15 protein-coding genes and 1 other RNA gene are annotated in these 16118 nt (G+C 29.2%); 3 read left to right on the forward strand and 13 right to left on the reverse strand.

The features are described from left to right. Positions 1-29: 29 nt before the first annotated feature. Positions 30-1184 carry a CapA family protein gene (locus HMPREF1552_RS08415; RefSeq protein ID WP_039901466.1) on the reverse strand — a complete coding sequence of 385 codons (1155 nt, stop codon included), beginning with the start codon at positions 1182-1184 and terminating at the stop codon, positions 30-32. A 161-nt stretch (positions 1185-1345) separates the two neighbouring features. Here HMPREF1552_RS08415 and HMPREF1552_RS08420 point away from each other — a divergent pair, with 161 nt between their 5' ends. Beyond that, the gene (locus HMPREF1552_RS08420) at positions 1346-2095 is read left to right on the forward strand and encodes a gamma-glutamyl-gamma-aminobutyrate hydrolase family protein (RefSeq protein ID WP_039901467.1); all 750 of its coding nucleotides are present in this window, start codon (positions 1346-1348) and stop codon (positions 2093-2095) included. Between the two features lie 58 nt (positions 2096-2153). Here HMPREF1552_RS08420 and glmM read toward each other — a convergent pair whose 3' ends face one another. From glmM to dnaX, 7 genes are all read right to left on the reverse strand, one after another. Further along, positions 2154-3515 (reverse strand): phosphoglucosamine mutase, encoded by a 1362-nt coding sequence (gene glmM, locus HMPREF1552_RS08425; RefSeq protein WP_021744740.1) that lies wholly within the window; start codon positions 3513-3515, stop codon positions 2154-2156. After that, positions 3515-5116: an ATP-binding protein gene (locus tag HMPREF1552_RS08430; protein ID WP_021744741.1), complete on the reverse strand. Its 1602-nt coding sequence runs from the start codon at positions 5114-5116 to the stop codon at positions 3515-3517. The genes glmM and HMPREF1552_RS08430 overlap by 1 nt, the downstream gene beginning before the upstream one ends. 10 nt (positions 5117-5126) lie before the next feature. Beyond that, positions 5127-5807 (reverse strand): response regulator transcription factor, encoded by a 681-nt coding sequence (locus tag HMPREF1552_RS08435; protein WP_021744742.1) that lies wholly within the window; start codon positions 5805-5807, stop codon positions 5127-5129. A gap of 244 nt (positions 5808-6051) precedes the next feature. Then, positions 6052-7320, reverse strand: coding sequence for a U32 family peptidase (locus HMPREF1552_RS08440; protein WP_021744744.1), 1269 nt, complete (start codon positions 7318-7320; stop codon positions 6052-6054). A 42-nt stretch (positions 7321-7362) separates the two neighbouring features. Continuing rightward, on the reverse strand, positions 7363-8799 hold the full coding sequence (gene dnaB / locus HMPREF1552_RS08445; protein ID WP_021744745.1) for a replicative DNA helicase: 1437 nt from the start codon (positions 8797-8799) through the stop codon (positions 7363-7365). 106 nt (positions 8800-8905) lie between these two features. Beyond that, positions 8906-9358, reverse strand: coding sequence for a 50S ribosomal protein L9 (rplI, locus tag HMPREF1552_RS08450; protein WP_039901469.1), 453 nt, complete (start codon positions 9356-9358; stop codon positions 8906-8908). A gap of 180 nt (positions 9359-9538) precedes the next feature. Beyond that, positions 9539-11104 (reverse strand): DNA polymerase III subunit gamma/tau, encoded by a 1566-nt coding sequence (gene dnaX / locus HMPREF1552_RS08455; RefSeq protein WP_039901471.1) that lies wholly within the window; start codon positions 11102-11104, stop codon positions 9539-9541. A 187-nt stretch (positions 11105-11291) separates the two neighbouring features. On the opposite strand from dnaX, the gene HMPREF1552_RS08460 reads away from it, so the two are divergent. Together HMPREF1552_RS08460 and ssrS are read left to right on the forward strand one after the other, a co-directional pair. Beyond that, the gene (locus HMPREF1552_RS08460) at positions 11292-11969 is read left to right on the forward strand and encodes a Crp/Fnr family transcriptional regulator (protein WP_021744748.1); all 678 of its coding nucleotides are present in this window, start codon (positions 11292-11294) and stop codon (positions 11967-11969) included. Between the two features lie 69 nt (positions 11970-12038). After that, positions 12039-12241: non-coding RNA, 6S RNA (ssrS, locus tag HMPREF1552_RS11885), on the forward strand. 188 nt (positions 12242-12429) lie between these two features. Here ssrS and HMPREF1552_RS08465 read toward each other — a convergent pair. The 5 genes from HMPREF1552_RS08465 to HMPREF1552_RS08485 all read right to left on the reverse strand — a co-directional run bounded on the left by HMPREF1552_RS08465 (position 12430) and on the right by HMPREF1552_RS08485 (position 15988). Then, a complete protein-coding gene (locus tag HMPREF1552_RS08465) occupies positions 12430-13632 on the reverse strand; it encodes an argininosuccinate synthase (protein WP_021744749.1) in 1203 nt (400 codons plus the stop codon). 17 nt (positions 13633-13649) lie between these two features. Continuing rightward, a complete protein-coding gene (locus HMPREF1552_RS08470) occupies positions 13650-14204 on the reverse strand; it encodes a peptidylprolyl isomerase (RefSeq protein ID WP_051312001.1) in 555 nt (184 codons plus the stop codon). A gap of 276 nt (positions 14205-14480) precedes the next feature. Then, entirely contained in the window at positions 14481-14849 is a 369-nt protein-coding gene (locus HMPREF1552_RS08475; RefSeq protein ID WP_021744751.1) for a TIGR02328 family protein, read from the reverse strand. Beyond that, complete coding sequence (locus HMPREF1552_RS08480; RefSeq protein ID WP_021744752.1) at positions 14833-15228, reverse strand: YbgA family protein; 396 nt, start codon at positions 15226-15228, stop codon at positions 14833-14835. The genes HMPREF1552_RS08475 and HMPREF1552_RS08480 overlap by 17 nt, the downstream gene beginning before the upstream one ends. A 349-nt stretch (positions 15229-15577) precedes the next feature. Continuing rightward, positions 15578-15988 carry a hypothetical protein gene (locus tag HMPREF1552_RS08485; protein ID WP_039901474.1) on the reverse strand — a complete coding sequence of 137 codons (411 nt, stop codon included), beginning with the start codon at positions 15986-15988 and terminating at the stop codon, positions 15578-15580. Positions 15989-16118: the final 130 nt, after the last annotated feature.

Consider the following 16118-nt stretch of genomic DNA (forward strand, 5'->3'; position numbering starts at 1 on the left):
CTTTTGAGTTTAGTTTTAAATAAGTTTTACTATAGATTATTAGTCTTAGTAATTTTTCCTTCTTCGCTGATAGAAAGTCCATTTCCATTTGGAAAATCAGATTTATTCAAGGAAATTATCTTCTTTATTGCTAATTTTTCTGAATCTATAAAAGGGCCTAAACTTTTGTAAGTTTGTCTTACTGGAATAATTTCTCCAGAAATAAAGTCTCCTTTATTGTCTATTCTGATTTTAAAAATAGGTGCAATTCCCATTGAACCAGAAATATTTATTTTTCCAAAAGTTGCAAAATTTCCTCCACTATACGAAATAAATTTATTTTTGTACAGCTCAACTGCTCTTGTAACATGAGGGCCTTGCCCAAAGATTACATCAGCTCCATTGTCTATAGCAAAATGGGCAAACTCATAAACATTTCCTCTATCTTCGCCATGAAAAATTTCATGTCTTTTAGTAATGTGTTCAGCATTAGCACCTTCGGCTCCACCGTGAAACATAACAATTACAATATCAACTTTTGATTTTAATTCAGAAATAAGTTTTTTTGCATAATTATAATCATTTAGTTTTACAGTAGCTGAATTTGGAGAAAATGAAATAAATCCAAATTTTTTTCCATCTTTTTCTAAAATAGCACTTTCAGCAATATCTTTAATTCCAGAATATTTTATTCCTAAATTATCAAGATTTTTCATAGTTTCCTTAATTCCAATTTCTCCAAAATCATTGCTATGGTTATTGGCAATGCTCAAATAATCAAATCCAGCCTGTTTTAGATATGTCCCGTATCTTGAAGGCATACGAAAGACATAACATACATTTGGATTATTACAGCTTTTGGGAGTTCCGCCTGTATCAAATAGTGTTCCTTCCAGATTTCCTGCAGTTATGTCAGCATTTTTCAGTATATTTTGCGTATTTTTAAGAATATTGGCATCATTTTCAGGAAGCAGATATTCAAAAGGGTAATTTGAGGCAAGCATTATATCTCCAACGCCAATTATTGTGAATTCTGTCTTTTCATCAGATTTATCATTTTTTTGAGTATTTGATTTTTTTATGTTGGTTGTTTTTTCAAAATTAATAAATTTATTCCTAAAATTTTTAAAATTGGGATTTATTATGATTATTGCAAGTATAGAAACTAAAATAATAAATAAAATTAATAATGTATTTTTTTTCATAAATCCTCTCATAAATGTTTTTTGTATATTTTACCTGTATTTTCTATAAAAAGCAATAGATTTAGATAAAATTATAAATATAAAAAATAATATAAATTATTTGACTAATAAAAAAATATATGATTAAATCTATATATAAAATTTATAATTTGGAGGATAATATGAAAAAACCTATTATTGGAATTTCAAGTAACATACTTGGACTGGAAAAAGGACTTTTTGCTGGATATAAACGGGCTTATGTTGATGTTTCTTATATCAATGCTGTAATAAATGCTGGTGGTATACCACATCTTCTACCTTTAAACGAGTATGAGGATGTTATTGAGGAATTTGTAAAAAATGTGGATGGAATAATTTTAACTGGAGGAAATGATGTTTTTCCACTTCTTTATGGAGAAGAACCAAAGGAGAAGTTGGGAGAAATATTTCCAGAGCGTGATAAATTTGACTCACTTCTTGTTCGTTATGCAGTAACTTATAAAAAGCCAATTTTTGGAATTTGTCGTGGAATGCAAATTGCTAATGTTGAATTTGGAGGCTCTCTTTATCAAGATCTTTCCTACAATAAAAACGTTTCAATAAAGCACTTTCAAAAAGCTAGAGCTCACACTCCAACTCACTCTATCACTGTGGCAAGTAATTGTTTTTTAAGCGATATTTATCCTGAAGGAATCGGATTTATAAACAGTTATCATCATCAAATAATAAATGAACTGGCACAAGGGTTCACTGTAACTGCAAAAAGTGCGGATGGAGTAATTGAAGCGATCGAAAATATTTCAGATGAAATTTTTATCGTTGGAGTTCAATGGCACCCAGAAATGATGGCAATTAATGACGAAACTGCACAAAAATTATTTAAAAAATTTGTAAATGAAGTAAATTCAAGGAAAAAAAAATTAATTTAAAGAAAAAAATCATAGCCTAGTCAACTATGATTTTCTTTTTTTATAAACTTTTTTCTAATTAACAAAGTGTTTCTTCTACTTTTTTACTTAATTCGGTTACGTATTTATCAACAATTTTTTGACTTTCTGCTTCAACCATTACTCTTATAAGTGATTCTGTTCCAGAAGCTCTTACTAAAATTCTACCTTTTCCAGCGATTTCTTTTTCCTTTGCCTTTATGAAATCGATTAATTCCTTATTTGTTTCCCAAGTTGCTTTTTTCTCTTTTGCAACAAAGATATTTTTAGAATCTTGAGGCCATAATTTTATTCCTTTTACAAGTTCATGCAATGTTTTTCCGCTTTCTAAAATAGCCGCAACAAGTTGAATCGACGATAGCACTCCATCTCCAGTCGTGTTGTAGTCAAGCATTAAAATATGTCCAGACTGCTCTCCACCAATATTTAGTCCATATTCTTTCATTTTCTCAAGAACATATCTATCTCCAACATTTGCACGAATTAATCCAATTCCTTTTTCATCCAGATATTTTTCAAATCCCATGTTGCTAAGAACAGTTGTTACGACCTTATTATCGTTCAAAAGTCCTCTCTTTTGCATATATTCAGCAATAATCGCAATAATCAAATCTCCATTTATAATTTCACCTGTATTGTCAACAGCAATCAATCTGTCAGCATCACCATCATAAGCAAGTCCTAAATCAGCCTTATAAACTTTTACTACATCTTGGAGAAGTTCTGGATGAGTAGATCCGCAATTAACATTAATATTTTTCCCATTTGGAATATTATTAATTACAACAACATCTGCTCCCAAGGCTTGAAAAACTTTTGGAGCAATTCTATACGCTGCACCATTTCCTGTATCTATTACAATTCGTAATTTTGAAAAATTAGTTTTTACAGTAGAAGTTAGATAATCTAAATAAATTCTCATGTCATCTTCTACGTATTTAAATGTTCCTAAATCATCACCTGGTACTTGATGCTTTAAAAGTTCATCCTTTTTTTCCATTAATTTTTCTAATTCCTCTTCAACTGAATCAGGTAATTTATAACCATTTTGACTAAATATTTTTATTCCGTTATCCTTTACAGGATTATGTGAAGCAGAAATCATAATTCCCGCATCAGCCTTTAATTTTCTAGTTAGATAGCAAACTCCTGGAGTAGGCAATACTCCTACAAAATCAATATTTACTCCCATAGAATTTAGTCCAGCTGTAAGAGCTGAACGAATCATATAACCTGAAATTCTTGTATCAGTTCCAAGAATAATTTTTGGCTTTCCAGCTTTTTTTCTATGCTTTTTCAAATAATATCCAAGAGCCAGCCCTAGACGTGTTACTAAGTCGATTGTTAAGTCTTTATTGGCTTCTCCTCTCATTCCATCAGTTCCAAAATATTTTCTAGCCATTATTTTCCCTTTCTATTTTTTCTTTTTTTATGTTTATGTTCTCTTTCCTTTTTTAAGAAACTAAATACTGCTTTTCTTCTTTCAGACTTTTCTTTCTTAACGTTTTTTATATTTTCTTCCTCTGTTTTTTCAAGAGTTTCTCCAATAGGTAATACAATTGAAATTTCCGTTCCTTTATCCATTTTAGAGTTTATCTTTATTCTTCCATTATGTATTTCCACAATTCTTTTCACTATCGCAAGTCCAAGTCCTGTTCCACCAGTTGCCTTCGTTCTTGATAAATCAACTCTGTAAAATCTATCAAATATTCTTTTTGCATCCTCATCAGAAATTCCAATTCCTTCATCTCGAATCGAAATCTGTCCGAATCCATCTTTAATAGCTGATTTGATATAGATATTTGTATGTGGCTCTGAATATTTTGCAGCATTTTCAATTAAGGCTCTAATTGCCTGCTGAAGCAATGTTTCATCTCCTTTAATTTTATAATTTTCTCCCATTTCCAAATGGAAACTATGAGTTTTAGTAGAAACTACCGTATCAGAATGAATTTGATGTACCATTTCATTTGCATCAATATCTATAAATTTTGTATTAATTTTTGTAATTTCACCTTTAGCTAAAAATAGTAGTTTCTGTATCAAATTACGCATATTATCCGTTTCACTAATTATTGAATCTATTGATTCCACAAAAATATCAATGTCTGCTGTTCCACGTTTTCTTATAATTTCTGCATAACCTTTTATAATTGCAAGTGGTGTTCGCAGTTCATGTGAAGCATCTGATACAAATTTTGTCTGATTCTCAAATGAAGTCTCCAGCCTATCTAACATTTCATTTATAATAAGTATTAAGTTTTGCAACTCGTCTTCCCCTTTTGGTACTTCTATTCTCTTGCTTAGGTCATCCGTTGAAATGCTTTTTGCCGTTCTTATTACATTATTGATTGGCTTTAAAATTCTTCGGCTCATTACTTTTGAAACAATGATCGTTATAACAACTCCAATTATAGTAAACAGGATAACAAGATATTCCAACCTTTTATAAATTTTATTTTCCTGTGTTATATTTTTTAGTGTATAAATATTAAATTTATAATTTTTTATTTCACGGCTTACCTTAAAGACAAAATATTTATTTTTTTCAATATTTATTATTTTTCCGTCTGAAATATTGTCTTTTACATTGTAGCTTTCAAGCAAGTCAGCCATCTTTTCATTAGTCATAGAGGCTTCTTCTGTATCTGTATCTCCAACTGTATTAATTGGAATTACTGTATCCTTATTTTGCTTTATTTCAAGAACATATAAATAATTCTCTTCGCCCGGATTAAATGGTTTCACATGAATAACTTTTTTTCCTTCCACAATTTCAGGATTAAAATCAAGTGTAAGCACATTTGTTTTTTCAGAAAAAACTCCAACCTTATCCAAAAAACTGTTTATTTCTTCTATTTTATCTCTCGCAGAAATTTCAAGCACTTTATTCGACTGCCTTTGCAGTGAATAAACAAGAATAATATTAGAAACTAATATTAATACCAAAAATAGAAGAGCGTAATTTGCTGAAATACGATCTTCTAATTTTAAATTTTTCATTCTTTACTCCTTATTTAAAAATAAATCCAATTCCTCTTACAGTCTGAATAAATTTTCTCTCATAAGGTCTGTCAATTTTATCTCTTAAATATTTAATATACAAATCAAGAATATTATCATTTCCGATATAATCAAATCCCCAAACTTCTTCCAAGATTTTATCTCTTGATAAAACAATTCCTTTATTTAATACTAAAAAGTCAAGAAGTTCAAATTCTCTTTTCGATAATTGAATCAAATTTTTTCCATAATCTCTGAACACTTCGTAAGTTGAATAGTTAATTGTCAAATCTTCAAATTCAAATACACCTTTGTGAACAACAGATTTTTTAGTTCTTCTAAGAAGAGCTTTTATTCTTGCAAGCAATTCTTCATTTGAGAATGGTTTTGTCATATAGTCATCTGCTCCGTAGTCAAATCCAACTACTTTGTCACTAATTTCATCTTTTGCAGTAAGCATAATGATAGGTACTTGTGAAGTTTCCCTTATCCTTTTACATACTTCCATTCCACTCATCTTAGGAAGCATAACATCTAGCAAGATGATGTCATACGAACCATATTTTGCCATATTTAGCCCTTCTTTACCATCGTATGCAAAAAATACATCAAATCCTTCAAATTTTAATTCAATTTCTAATAATCTTGAAATTTTAGGATCATCTTCAATTACTAATATTTTTTCTCTCATAATTATCTCCACTTCTATTTTTCTTTAAAATTTTTATTTCTCCAAGAATTTTTATTTCTAAAAATAAAAAGTTATTTGGATATAGATAATTATAACTCATTTTTTTTGATTTGTATAGTTTTTTATCTTTTTTTTTAAATAATTTTCAATGAATAAATAGTTTAGCAAAGATTAAAAAATACTATCTTTTATTTCCAACGCTTTTTATTTGTTAAAATTTGAATTAAAATATGATTTATTTGAATTAAAAATCTTCAGTATCCATATCACTATCTGATTGTCCTTCAGGCAGTTTAATTCTAATTAAATCCATCGGTCCCATTTCCACATCAGTTTCAATAATAGCGATTGTATTTGGATTTACATATTCTTGAAATTCGTTATTTTTTGTGTTTAAAAAGTTTTCTACTTTGAATTTAACAGCGTCTCCAATTGGACGTACCAATTCCAAAGTTTCAGTTGCATAAACTTTATTTCTTATCTGAATTTTATATTTATTTGTATCGACTTTTTCAAGTACATTTGCAACAAGTCTATATGTTTGACTATAAGAAAGTCCTGTTTCATAATTTTGATCCTTTTCAGAAGTCGGTCCTAAATAAAATCCATTTGAATATTGTCTATGGCTGATTGTTTTAAGTTCATTCAGCCAGTCTGGATCATATTTGTAATTTCCTGAATAATAATTATCCAATGCTCTTTTATATTGTTTTACTACTGTTGAATTATAGTAGATACTTTTCATTCTTCCTTCAATTTTTAATGAATCTACTCCTGTTTCAATTACTTTATCAATAAATTCAATAGAACACAAGTCTTTAGCATTGAACATATATGTTCCTTCTTCATTTTCAACAATGTCATGAGCTCCAGTTTCTTCATGACCTTCTGCAATCACTTTATAGTTCCAACGGCAGTCCTGTGCACAAATTCCACGATTTGCATCACGGTTTGTAAAATAGTTACTTAGTAAGCATCTTCCCGAGTAAGCCATACACATTGCTCCGTGAATAAATACTTCTATTTCCACATCTGGTACTTTTTCACGAATTGTTTTTATTTCTTTTAGCGACATTTCTCTAGCTAGAATAACTCTTTTTGCTCCTAAATCCTTCCAGGTTTTCACACTCATCCAGTTTGTATTGTTTGCCTGTGTACTTACATGAATTTTAAGATTTGGAGCGTGTTCTCTTACTGTCTGGAAAACTCCAAGATCAGCTACAATTACAGCGTCTACGCCAAATTCATCCAATTTTTTTATAAATCTTGGTAAATAGTCAATTTCTGTATTGTGTGCAAAAATATTTAATGTAACATATATTTTTTTACCTAAACTATGAACATAATCTACAGCTTCCTTTAATTCCTTATTTTTAAAGTTTGAAGACATTCCTCTCAAATTAAATGAACTTCCTCCAACAAAACATGCATCAGCCCCAAAGTGAAATGCTGTCTTTAATTTTTCCATATTTCCTGCTGGTGCTAGTAATTCTACCCTTTTTCTGTTTTCCATTTTTTGCTTTCTCTCCTTTAAATTTATTTTTGCTTAAAATTATTATTGTGGCAATGGTGCAAATTCATCATCTACCACGTTTACAAATTGTTGATAGCTTGGTCTAAAGCCAAGTTCTATTGTTCCAGTCGGTCCACTTCTATGTTTTCCTATTATTAATTCGACTTTTTCCAGTTTACTGTCGTCATCTTTTGATTGCGGCTTCGCCTTATCCACATATTGCTGCGGAATATCCAGATTATTTACTTCCTGGGCTGTATCCTTGTGATAATATTCTTCACGGTATAAAAACATTACCATATCCGCATCCTGCTCAATTGCCCCTGATTCCCTTAAATCTGATAAAATCGGTCTTTTGTCAACTCTCTGCTCCACTCCACGTGATAATTGCGACAACGTTACAATCGGTATATTCAGTTCTTTTGCAAGTATTTTTAACGACCGTGAAATTTCAGATATTTCCTGTTCCCTGCTTTTTCTCGAATTTTCAGAAGGACTGATTAACTGCAGATAGTCAATTAACATAAAGTCCAGTTTACCTTCAGACTTAAGTCTTCTTGCAGTTGCCTTTATTTCCAGCATTGTTACACTTGAAGAATCCGAAATATAAATTGGCATTTCAGAAAGCCGTCCAAGTCCATTTCCTAAATTTATCATTTCCTCTGAAGACAGAGTACTGTCTTTTAAGGCTTTTAACCTTACTTTTGCCTCACTTGCTACAAGCCTGTCAAACAACTGCTCATTTCCCATTTCTAAACTGTATATAAGCACACCTTTACCTTGTCTTGCAACATTTATTGCAAGATTTAATGCAAATGCAGTTTTTCCCATTGCAGGACGTGCCGCAAGAATCAAAAGATCCGAGCCATGAAAGCCGCTTGTTATACTGTCATATCTGTCAAATCCCGAAGAAATACCAGTTATTTTACCTTTATTATCTGTATAATTATCCATTTGGGTTATCTTACCTTGAACTAATTCATACAGAGGTACAATATCTTTTTTCTGCTTAGATTCTGCAACTTTAAAAATCATGCTTTCTGACTTATCAAGCATCGTGTCAACTTCATCATATCCTCGCATAGCCATTTTTACAATTTTTTCACCAATATCTATTAACTGACGCTGTACAGACTTATCTTTTATAATCTGAGCATAATTGACAGCATTCGCGGCAGTAGGAACAACTTCCGTCAAGTCGTAAATAATATCTTCTCCACCAATTTCATCTATCAGCTCCTGTTTTTTTAGAGATTCTATTATTAGAAGCACATCAATTATTTTACCCATATTATAAGCTTTTATCATCTCAGAAAAAATCAGCTTATAGTTATTTTTATAAAAATCTTCCACCGTTACAATATCAACAATGTCACCTATAACATTGGGATTTATAAAGACAGAGCCAAGAAGTGCCTCTTCAGCTTCTATACTGTAAGGTTTGCTATTTTCCTCATCTTCCAGATCATATAATCCCATTTTTAAAATTTCTCACTTTCTATTTTCTATAAAAATACAATTTAAAAATCAAAATTAAAACATACAGAACTTTAATATATTTCATAATCTCATATCTTTTTTAAAATTATTTTGCTTCAACTCTAACTTTTAAATTTGCCTTAACTTCAGAATGAAGTTTTAATTCTACATTGTGTAATCCAATTTCTTTAACTTTTGAGCTGGCAGATACTTTCTTTTTATCAATTTCAACATTCAGCTGTTCTTTCAAAGCCTCTACAATTTCCTTTGCCCCAATTGATCCAAATACTTTGTTATTTTCTCCAGCCTTCACTTTTAAGACAATTTCTTTTTCTGCTAAAAATTCTTTTAGTTCATTTGCGTTTTTTACGTCTTTATCATGATTTTTCTGAATTTTTTCATTTTTTGCCTTCAATTTATTAATATTTTCAGGCGTTGCAAGTATTGCTTTGTTTTGATTTAACAAAAAATTATTTGCATACCCATCCTTAACTTCTACTATTTCATCTTTTTTCCCAACACCTTTTATATTTTCTTTCAAAATAACTTTAATTTTCATATTTATCATTCCTTTCTTTGCTAATAGCTTTATTGAATATGTTAAAATTTTTCTTATGTTTTAAAATATACTCAAACCTACTTAAAATTAAACTACTAAAAATTATATAAATTTAAGGTTTGAGTAAAATAGTCATAGCCTTTTAAGTTTGGTTTTAAAGCAGTTTTACTATATTTAAAATTATTTTTTTTCTAAAATCTCTCCACCAAAAAATTTAACTGCATTTTGCATAAACTTATCTTCTTCATTTTGTGAATTTTCACTTTCGAGAAAAGTATGAATCGTAATATCTGAATTACAAATATGATTAATAACTTTTTCAATTTTAGTCTTTTTCTCTGGCAGTAAAATTTGTTCACTATGAAATTTCTGCTCCTTGGGAAATCTTATATGTAATACACCATTTTCCACTCTATCTGGAAAACTTTCAATTACTAATGCTCCAAGCATTACACTTTCTTTTCTTATCCCCAGCAACACTTTTTCCCAATTTTTAGAAAAAATTGAAATATCATAATCTTTTGTAGTACTTTCTGATTTTTGAGCTTTTTCCATATTTTCTTTTTCTTGGGTTTCAGCTGTAGAAGCCAAACTTGCTATTTTTGGATTTTTTGAAATTTGGCTTATAACTTTTTCATAAATGTTGCTAGACACTTCTTTTATGTAATTTTTGTCAAAAGAATAGATAGTTTCACTAGAATTTATATTTTGTGAATTATTTTTCTGACTTTTATAAAGTTCGTGAATCAGAACATAGCCAAGCAATCTTTTATCTTCTTCATATTTAAACTCATTTAAAGTAAAAAAAATCGCACTTATTGTATCCAGCAGAAAATTTACTGGTAAATCAGTCTTTTTCTTAAACTGCTCTTTCAGATAATATGAAAAATCTTTCAAAAAAGTTTCGATTATAAGCCCGTCTTCCCAAATTTTATCAATAAAATCTACAAGTTTTTCTTTATCACTTTTTCGTATCAGATTTAAAAATTCTTCCAAAATTACATCAGGCACTACTCCCAAAGCATTTTGCGTCTTTGTGATATCAATTTCTTCGTTATTAAAATTTGACACAACTTGCTCAAAAATAGAAAAACTGTCTCTTGCACTTCCTTCAGACTTACGATAAATTAAATCAAGACTTTCATCGTCAATTGTAATATTTTCTTTTTCAGCCACATTTTTTAGCAATTTTTTTATATCTTCCTTGTCAATCGGCAAAAAATCATACCGCTGACATCTAGAAATAACTGTATCTGGTATTTTATCAATCTCTGTTGTCGCAAGAATAAATATAACATGTGACGGTGGTTCTTCTAATGTCTTCAAAAGTGCATTAAACGCCTCTTTTGTAAGCATATGAACCTCATCAATTATATATATTTTTTTTCTTCCTTTAACAGGCTGATAATTTATTTTTTCCTTCAGTTCCCTAATTTCATCAATCCCACGATTAGAAGCCGCATCAATTTCAATCATGTCCATAGAAATCCCTTGAGAAATCTCACGGCAATTTTCACATTTCCCACAAGGATTATCTGTCACATCCTCACTATTTAAGCAATTCACACCTTTTGCAATAAGCCTTGCAATAGTCGTTTTTCCCACACCACGTGGCCCTGTAAATAAATACGCATGTGACAACTTATTTTCTCTTAGGGAATTTTTTATCGCCCGCAACACAAATTCCTGTCCTGCAATTTCATCAAAATTTTGGGGCCGATATTTTCTATATAAAGTAATATTCAATGTTCTCACCCTTTTTTATTGCTATTTGATATTATAACATTTTTAATATAATTTGTGAACTACCAGAAAAAATCAAAATTTTTCTTGAAATCAAAAAACAAAAATGATAATATAAAACATAACATATTCAAAATATTTTGTAAACAAATTATTTTGATACAAAAATACTAAATAGAGAAGGTTAAAAATGAAAATAGAAGATTTATCACTTTTTTTAACAAAAGTTTCCTTATTCAAAGGATTAAATCCTAAAGAAATTGCAAATTGTCTAACAAAAATTGATTTTAAGATAAAAAACTATAAAAAAAATGAAACTGTATTCTTTCGGGGAGATACATTAAAACAAGTAATAATTATTATTAAAGGAATGGCACATGGAGAAATGCAGAAATTTAACGGAGACACAATCATTATCAATCAGATGAAATCTGGAGAAGTTCTCGCATCAGCATTTTTGTTTGGAAAAAACAATATTTTTCCAGTTGATCTTATAACTCTTGAAAACTCCGAATTTTTATTTTTCAGTAAAGATAAATATTTGGATCTAATTCAGGCAGATAAAAGACTTTTACTTAACTTCATAAATGAGATTTCAAATAGAAGCCAGCATCTTTCGAAAAGAATCTGGTTTAATTTTACCCATAAAACAATTGAAGAAAAAATACTTAGCTATGTAAAAGAAAATTCTGAAAATGGTAAAATTAAATTTCTTCCTAGTATTTCAGCATTAGCAAAACGTTTTGAAGTAACACGACCTGCATTATCAAGGGAAATTTCCAATTTATGCAAAAGAGATATTTTAACAAAAAAAGAAAATGGCATTTATCTAATAAATTTACCTAATTTTGTTGAAAAGAATATTTGACATTTTTTTAGATAACAGTTATAATAAACACATAATTAAAATTAATAAAAACAATTAAATAATAAATTCTAATTTCTGGTCTATTCGCCACTAACATCGAATTTTTGGGCTTTACTCTATTTTAATGGGGTTATCCCTTTATATTCTGTCTCAGGAAAATCACGACTACGCTATGTTTTGTACGGATTCTGTACAGTTTATAAATATGACTACCACCTGTAACATTTTACAGGCAACCAAAAATTAAGTTAGAACGGTAGATCGGATTTTTTATTTCCAAATTTTCTCTAATAACAAAAATATTCTGAATTTTAAATTAATTTTCAGAACATAAAAATGATTAAAGATAGGATTCTAGCTGTTAAAATTGAAAAAATACAAGATATTGGAACTATTTTATGAATGAAATAAAAAAGAATTCCCGATATTATTTTAATTTCAGGAATCCTTTATTTCAATTTTATTTATGTTTTTTATAAGCTCTAATCCTGTTTGGAAGTGAGAATAATTTTATAAATCCTTCTGCATCCTTATGACTATACAGCTCACTTGCTCCAAATGATGAAATTTCCTCATCGTATAATGCAAAATCAGTAAATCTACCAGCTATTTTTATACTTCCTTTGTATAATTTCAGTTTTATTGTACCATTTACATTTTTAGAAGTTTCATCAACAAAAGCATCAAGCCCTTCACGAAGTGGTGTAAACCATTGTCCTGAATAAGCCAATCCTGCATATTTTTGAGAAACAAGTTTTTTAAATTCAAAAGTATCTTTGTCAAAAATTAAAGTTTCAAGCTCTTTTAGTGCTTCCATCAGCAATGTTCCGCCTGGTGTTTCATAAATTCCTCTTGATTTCATTCCAACCAATCTATTTTCAACAATGTCAATTACTCCAACACCATTTTCTCCAGCAATTTTATTCAATTTTCTTAATAATTCCACTGGCTCCAATGCTTCACCGTCAACTTTTACTGGCCAGCCTTGTTCAAATGCAATATCCACATAAGTTGGCTTGTCTGGTGCTTTTTCAGGTGGAGTTGTCATCATATAGACAATATCTTCCTTATGTTCATTTTCAAGCCCTTCAATATCTCCGCCTTCGTGTGAAATATGCCAGAGATTTTGATCTCTTGAGTAAATTTTTTCTTTCGTTACAGTTATTTTTATATTATTTTTTTGTGCATAATCAATCGCATCTTCTCTTGAAGAAATATCCCAAAGTCTCCAAGGAGCTATTATTTTCAATGTTGGATCTAATGAAAATACTCCAGTTTCAAATCTAACCTGATCATTTCCTTTTCCAGTACATCCGTGACAAATATACGTCGCTCCTTCTTTGTGGGCAACATCCACCAATGCTTTAGAAATTAATGGTCTTGCAAACGAAGTTCCCAATAAATATTTATTTTCATAAACTGCCCCTGCTCTTAAAGCACGGAAAGCATAATCTTTTACAAATTCATCTTTTTTATCTTCTACATAAACCTTAGAAGCTCCAGATTCGATAGCTTTAACTTTTACAGCTTCCATATCTTCATCCTGTCCAACATCAACACAGCACGCAATTACTTCTAAATCATAATGTTCTTTTAGCCAAGGAATGATAATCGAAGTATCAAGTCCCCCTGAATAGGCTAAAACTACTTTTTCTTTTGCCATATTTATTTCCCCTTTAATTAAAATTTATTTGGAAAATTTTGCTTTAAAGTTTTATTCCAGCTGTCAACTCTATTTTTTTGAGTTTTTAGGAAAGCATCAACATCTCCTTCAACTACAACTTTTGTCATTACATCTCCATTAGATAATTTTTTTACAACATCTAAATCAGCTTCTGACGCAACTTCTCCAAATATTGTGTGATTACCATTTAACCATTCTGTTGGTACAGTTGTAATAAAAAATTGACTTCCATTTGTTCCTGGCCCTGCATTTGCCATAGCTAGTTTACCAGCTTTTGAGAAATTCAGTCCATTATTAACTTCGTCTTCAAATTGATATCCTGGTCCTCCCATTCCTGTTCCAGTTGGATCTCCACCTTGTGCCATAAAGTTGTCAATAACCCTATGGAATTTTAATCCATCATAATATCCTTTTTTTGCTAAGTTTACAAAATTAGCAACAGTTACAGGCGATTTATCAGGTAACAAATTAATATTAACATCACCTTTTGCAGTAATAATCTTTACTTTCATTTTATACTCTTTACTGTATGATTGCACAGCAACAGTCATCATCATTAAAATTGATAACATCAGTAATGATACTCTTTTAATCATACATCTCCTTTCATTTCAATATATATTTTATATTTTAAAGAAAGATTAACTTTAAATCTAGCTTTAAAAATCTAAATACATTTTATCATATTGTAGAGGATTTTTGAATAAGATTTTAAAATAATTCTCTTTTCACAGCTGTTTTTGTTATCTAAAAATTATTACAAGAATCATTGGCTCGTGTCTCCCTTGTGGGACAATGAGTTGTAGTAGTTAAAACGATCAAAACTTTTATAGTTCCAATTTAATCCCTTTTTTTCGCAAGTTTTCGATACACTCAACTAAATATTCATTATCATGTTCTTTGTAAATTGGGCTATCTATAATTTTTTCTTCAAGATTATTATAATTTTCTGCTTTCTTTCCTCTATAATTCTTATCTCTCCATTCTTTAGAAACTTTATACCCTCTTTTTTCCATTTCATCCATAACCAATGAATGATAAACAACCAAATAATATGGAGAATATAAAAATACATAGTCTACTGTTTTATGTTTCTTTTTCCATCCATTTCCCCTAAGCGCACAACATTCTCTATGTTGACCAAGAAGCTGATTTTTAGGCAATAGATGAATAATTTGTTCATGCCATAGTCTCATCTTTTTCTCCTGTTAATAAAGTAGATTTTTGTAAATATTTATTTGGATATTTCTTTAGTAAAGTATTGATATATTCAATTACCGATTTCTGATTATTTCTCCCTCTCATATATTCTTCCAGTATGTTAAATAATCCTTGTTTTTCAATCTTCGTTGCCTTTTTTTTGAAATATCCCCATAAATGAAGAATTGCATTACTAAAATCTTTTTTACTTTCTTTTATATCCCTTACTTTTTGTATTCTTTCATTAATAAATACAATATCAATTTCTTTTTCTTTCAAATACTTTCTTATTTCTAGGTACACTTTATGGGATTTGCTTAATACATAATATTTATTTTTTGCCCATAGCTCTTCACATTCTTTTTTTTTATTCATGTAGTTCACACCAGCCCTTTTTTCAAAATATTCAAATCATATATGAGAATTAACTTCATCTATGTTCTCCTTTGAATTTTTCGTTAGTTAATTTTTATTTTTTCTATGTTTGCGAGTATTAAAAATTTAATTTAATCTAATCTTCCTGCATTTGTTGTGAAAATAATTTATTAAGTATATTCCAACCCATTTAAAATTGAACTATTAAAAATTATAGTAAATTTAGGGTTTGAGTAAAATAGTCATAGCTTTTAAGTTTGATTTTAAAGAAGTTTTGCTACAAAATCTAACCTCAAAAATTATAAAAACGGTAATTTAATAAAACTACCGTCCTAAATTTATTTATAAATTATTTACCATCGAATACTGTAGGGTATTCCTTATCATTATTAAATGCCCATGAACCATTGTAATAATAACTATTGTCATTTGAATTGAAAACTAAATTTTTGCCTGCTTTTAAATGCATATATTTATACTTTTTCAAATATTTTTCAACTTTTTCAGTATTTTGAACTAATACTCCAACTTTTACATTTTCATAAGCTTCTCCATCAAATACACATTTTTCAAAGTCAACATCTACTCTATAATCCTTATCATTTATCTTTTTAAATTCTCCATGAGATTTAGGTTTATTACAATATGAGTCTTTTACCAATTTAGCTGTCTTATTATCGTGAACTTTTTTCACATCTCCCTCACCAGCTGCAAATAATGTCATTGAAATTGCAAAGATTGCTAAAATACTTTTTTTCATAATAAATTTCCTCCTTAATTTTATTTCCATTATAATTTGTTTATAATAGTATATCATATTTTCTTTGATTTTTCTATTCTTTTTGATTTAAAATCAAGATTATTAGCATATAAAAACTAAATATTACTTT

Source organism: Leptotrichia sp. oral taxon 879 str. F0557 (genome assembly GCF_000469385.1).
GTDB classification, from domain to species: Bacteria; Fusobacteriota; Fusobacteriia; order Fusobacteriales; family Leptotrichiaceae; genus Leptotrichia; species Leptotrichia mesophila.

Excerpts from the sequence above, each read along its gene's own strand:
- rplI (WP_039901469.1), bottom strand. The coding sequence starts at position 9,358 with ATGAAAATTAAAGTTATTTTGAAAGAAAATATAAAAGGTGTTGGGAAA.
- dnaB (WP_021744745.1), bottom strand. The coding sequence starts at position 8,799 with ATGGGATTATATGATCTGGAAGATGAGGAAAATAGCAAACCTTACAGT.
- HMPREF1552_RS08420 (WP_039901467.1), top strand. The coding sequence starts at position 1,346 with ATGAAAAAACCTATTATTGGAATTTCAAGTAACATACTTGGACTGGAA.
- HMPREF1552_RS08440 (WP_021744744.1), bottom strand. The coding sequence starts at position 7,320 with ATGGAAAACAGAAAAAGGGTAGAATTACTAGCACCAGCAGGAAATATG.
- HMPREF1552_RS08415 (WP_039901466.1), bottom strand. The coding sequence starts at position 1,184 with ATGAAAAAAAATACATTATTAATTTTATTTATTATTTTAGTTTCTATA.
- HMPREF1552_RS08465 (WP_021744749.1), bottom strand. The coding sequence starts at position 13,632 with ATGGCAAAAGAAAAAGTAGTTTTAGCCTATTCAGGGGGACTTGATACT.
- HMPREF1552_RS08460 (WP_021744748.1), top strand. The coding sequence starts at position 11,292 with ATGAAAATAGAAGATTTATCACTTTTTTTAACAAAAGTTTCCTTATTC.
- HMPREF1552_RS08485 (WP_039901474.1), bottom strand. The coding sequence starts at position 15,988 with ATGAAAAAAAGTATTTTAGCAATCTTTGCAATTTCAATGACATTATTT.
- glmM (WP_021744740.1), bottom strand. The coding sequence starts at position 3,515 with ATGGCTAGAAAATATTTTGGAACTGATGGAATGAGAGGAGAAGCCAAT.
- HMPREF1552_RS08470 (WP_051312001.1), bottom strand. The coding sequence starts at position 14,204 with ATGACTGTTGCTGTGCAATCATACAGTAAAGAGTATAAAATGAAAGTA.
- HMPREF1552_RS08430 (WP_021744741.1), bottom strand. The coding sequence starts at position 5,116 with ATGAAAAATTTAAAATTAGAAGATCGTATTTCAGCAAATTACGCTCTT.
- HMPREF1552_RS08475 (WP_021744751.1), bottom strand. The coding sequence starts at position 14,849 with ATGAGACTATGGCATGAACAAATTATTCATCTATTGCCTAAAAATCAG.
- HMPREF1552_RS08480 (WP_021744752.1), bottom strand. The coding sequence starts at position 15,228 with ATGAATAAAAAAAAAGAATGTGAAGAGCTATGGGCAAAAAATAAATAT.
- HMPREF1552_RS08435 (WP_021744742.1), bottom strand. The coding sequence starts at position 5,807 with ATGAGAGAAAAAATATTAGTAATTGAAGATGATCCTAAAATTTCAAGA.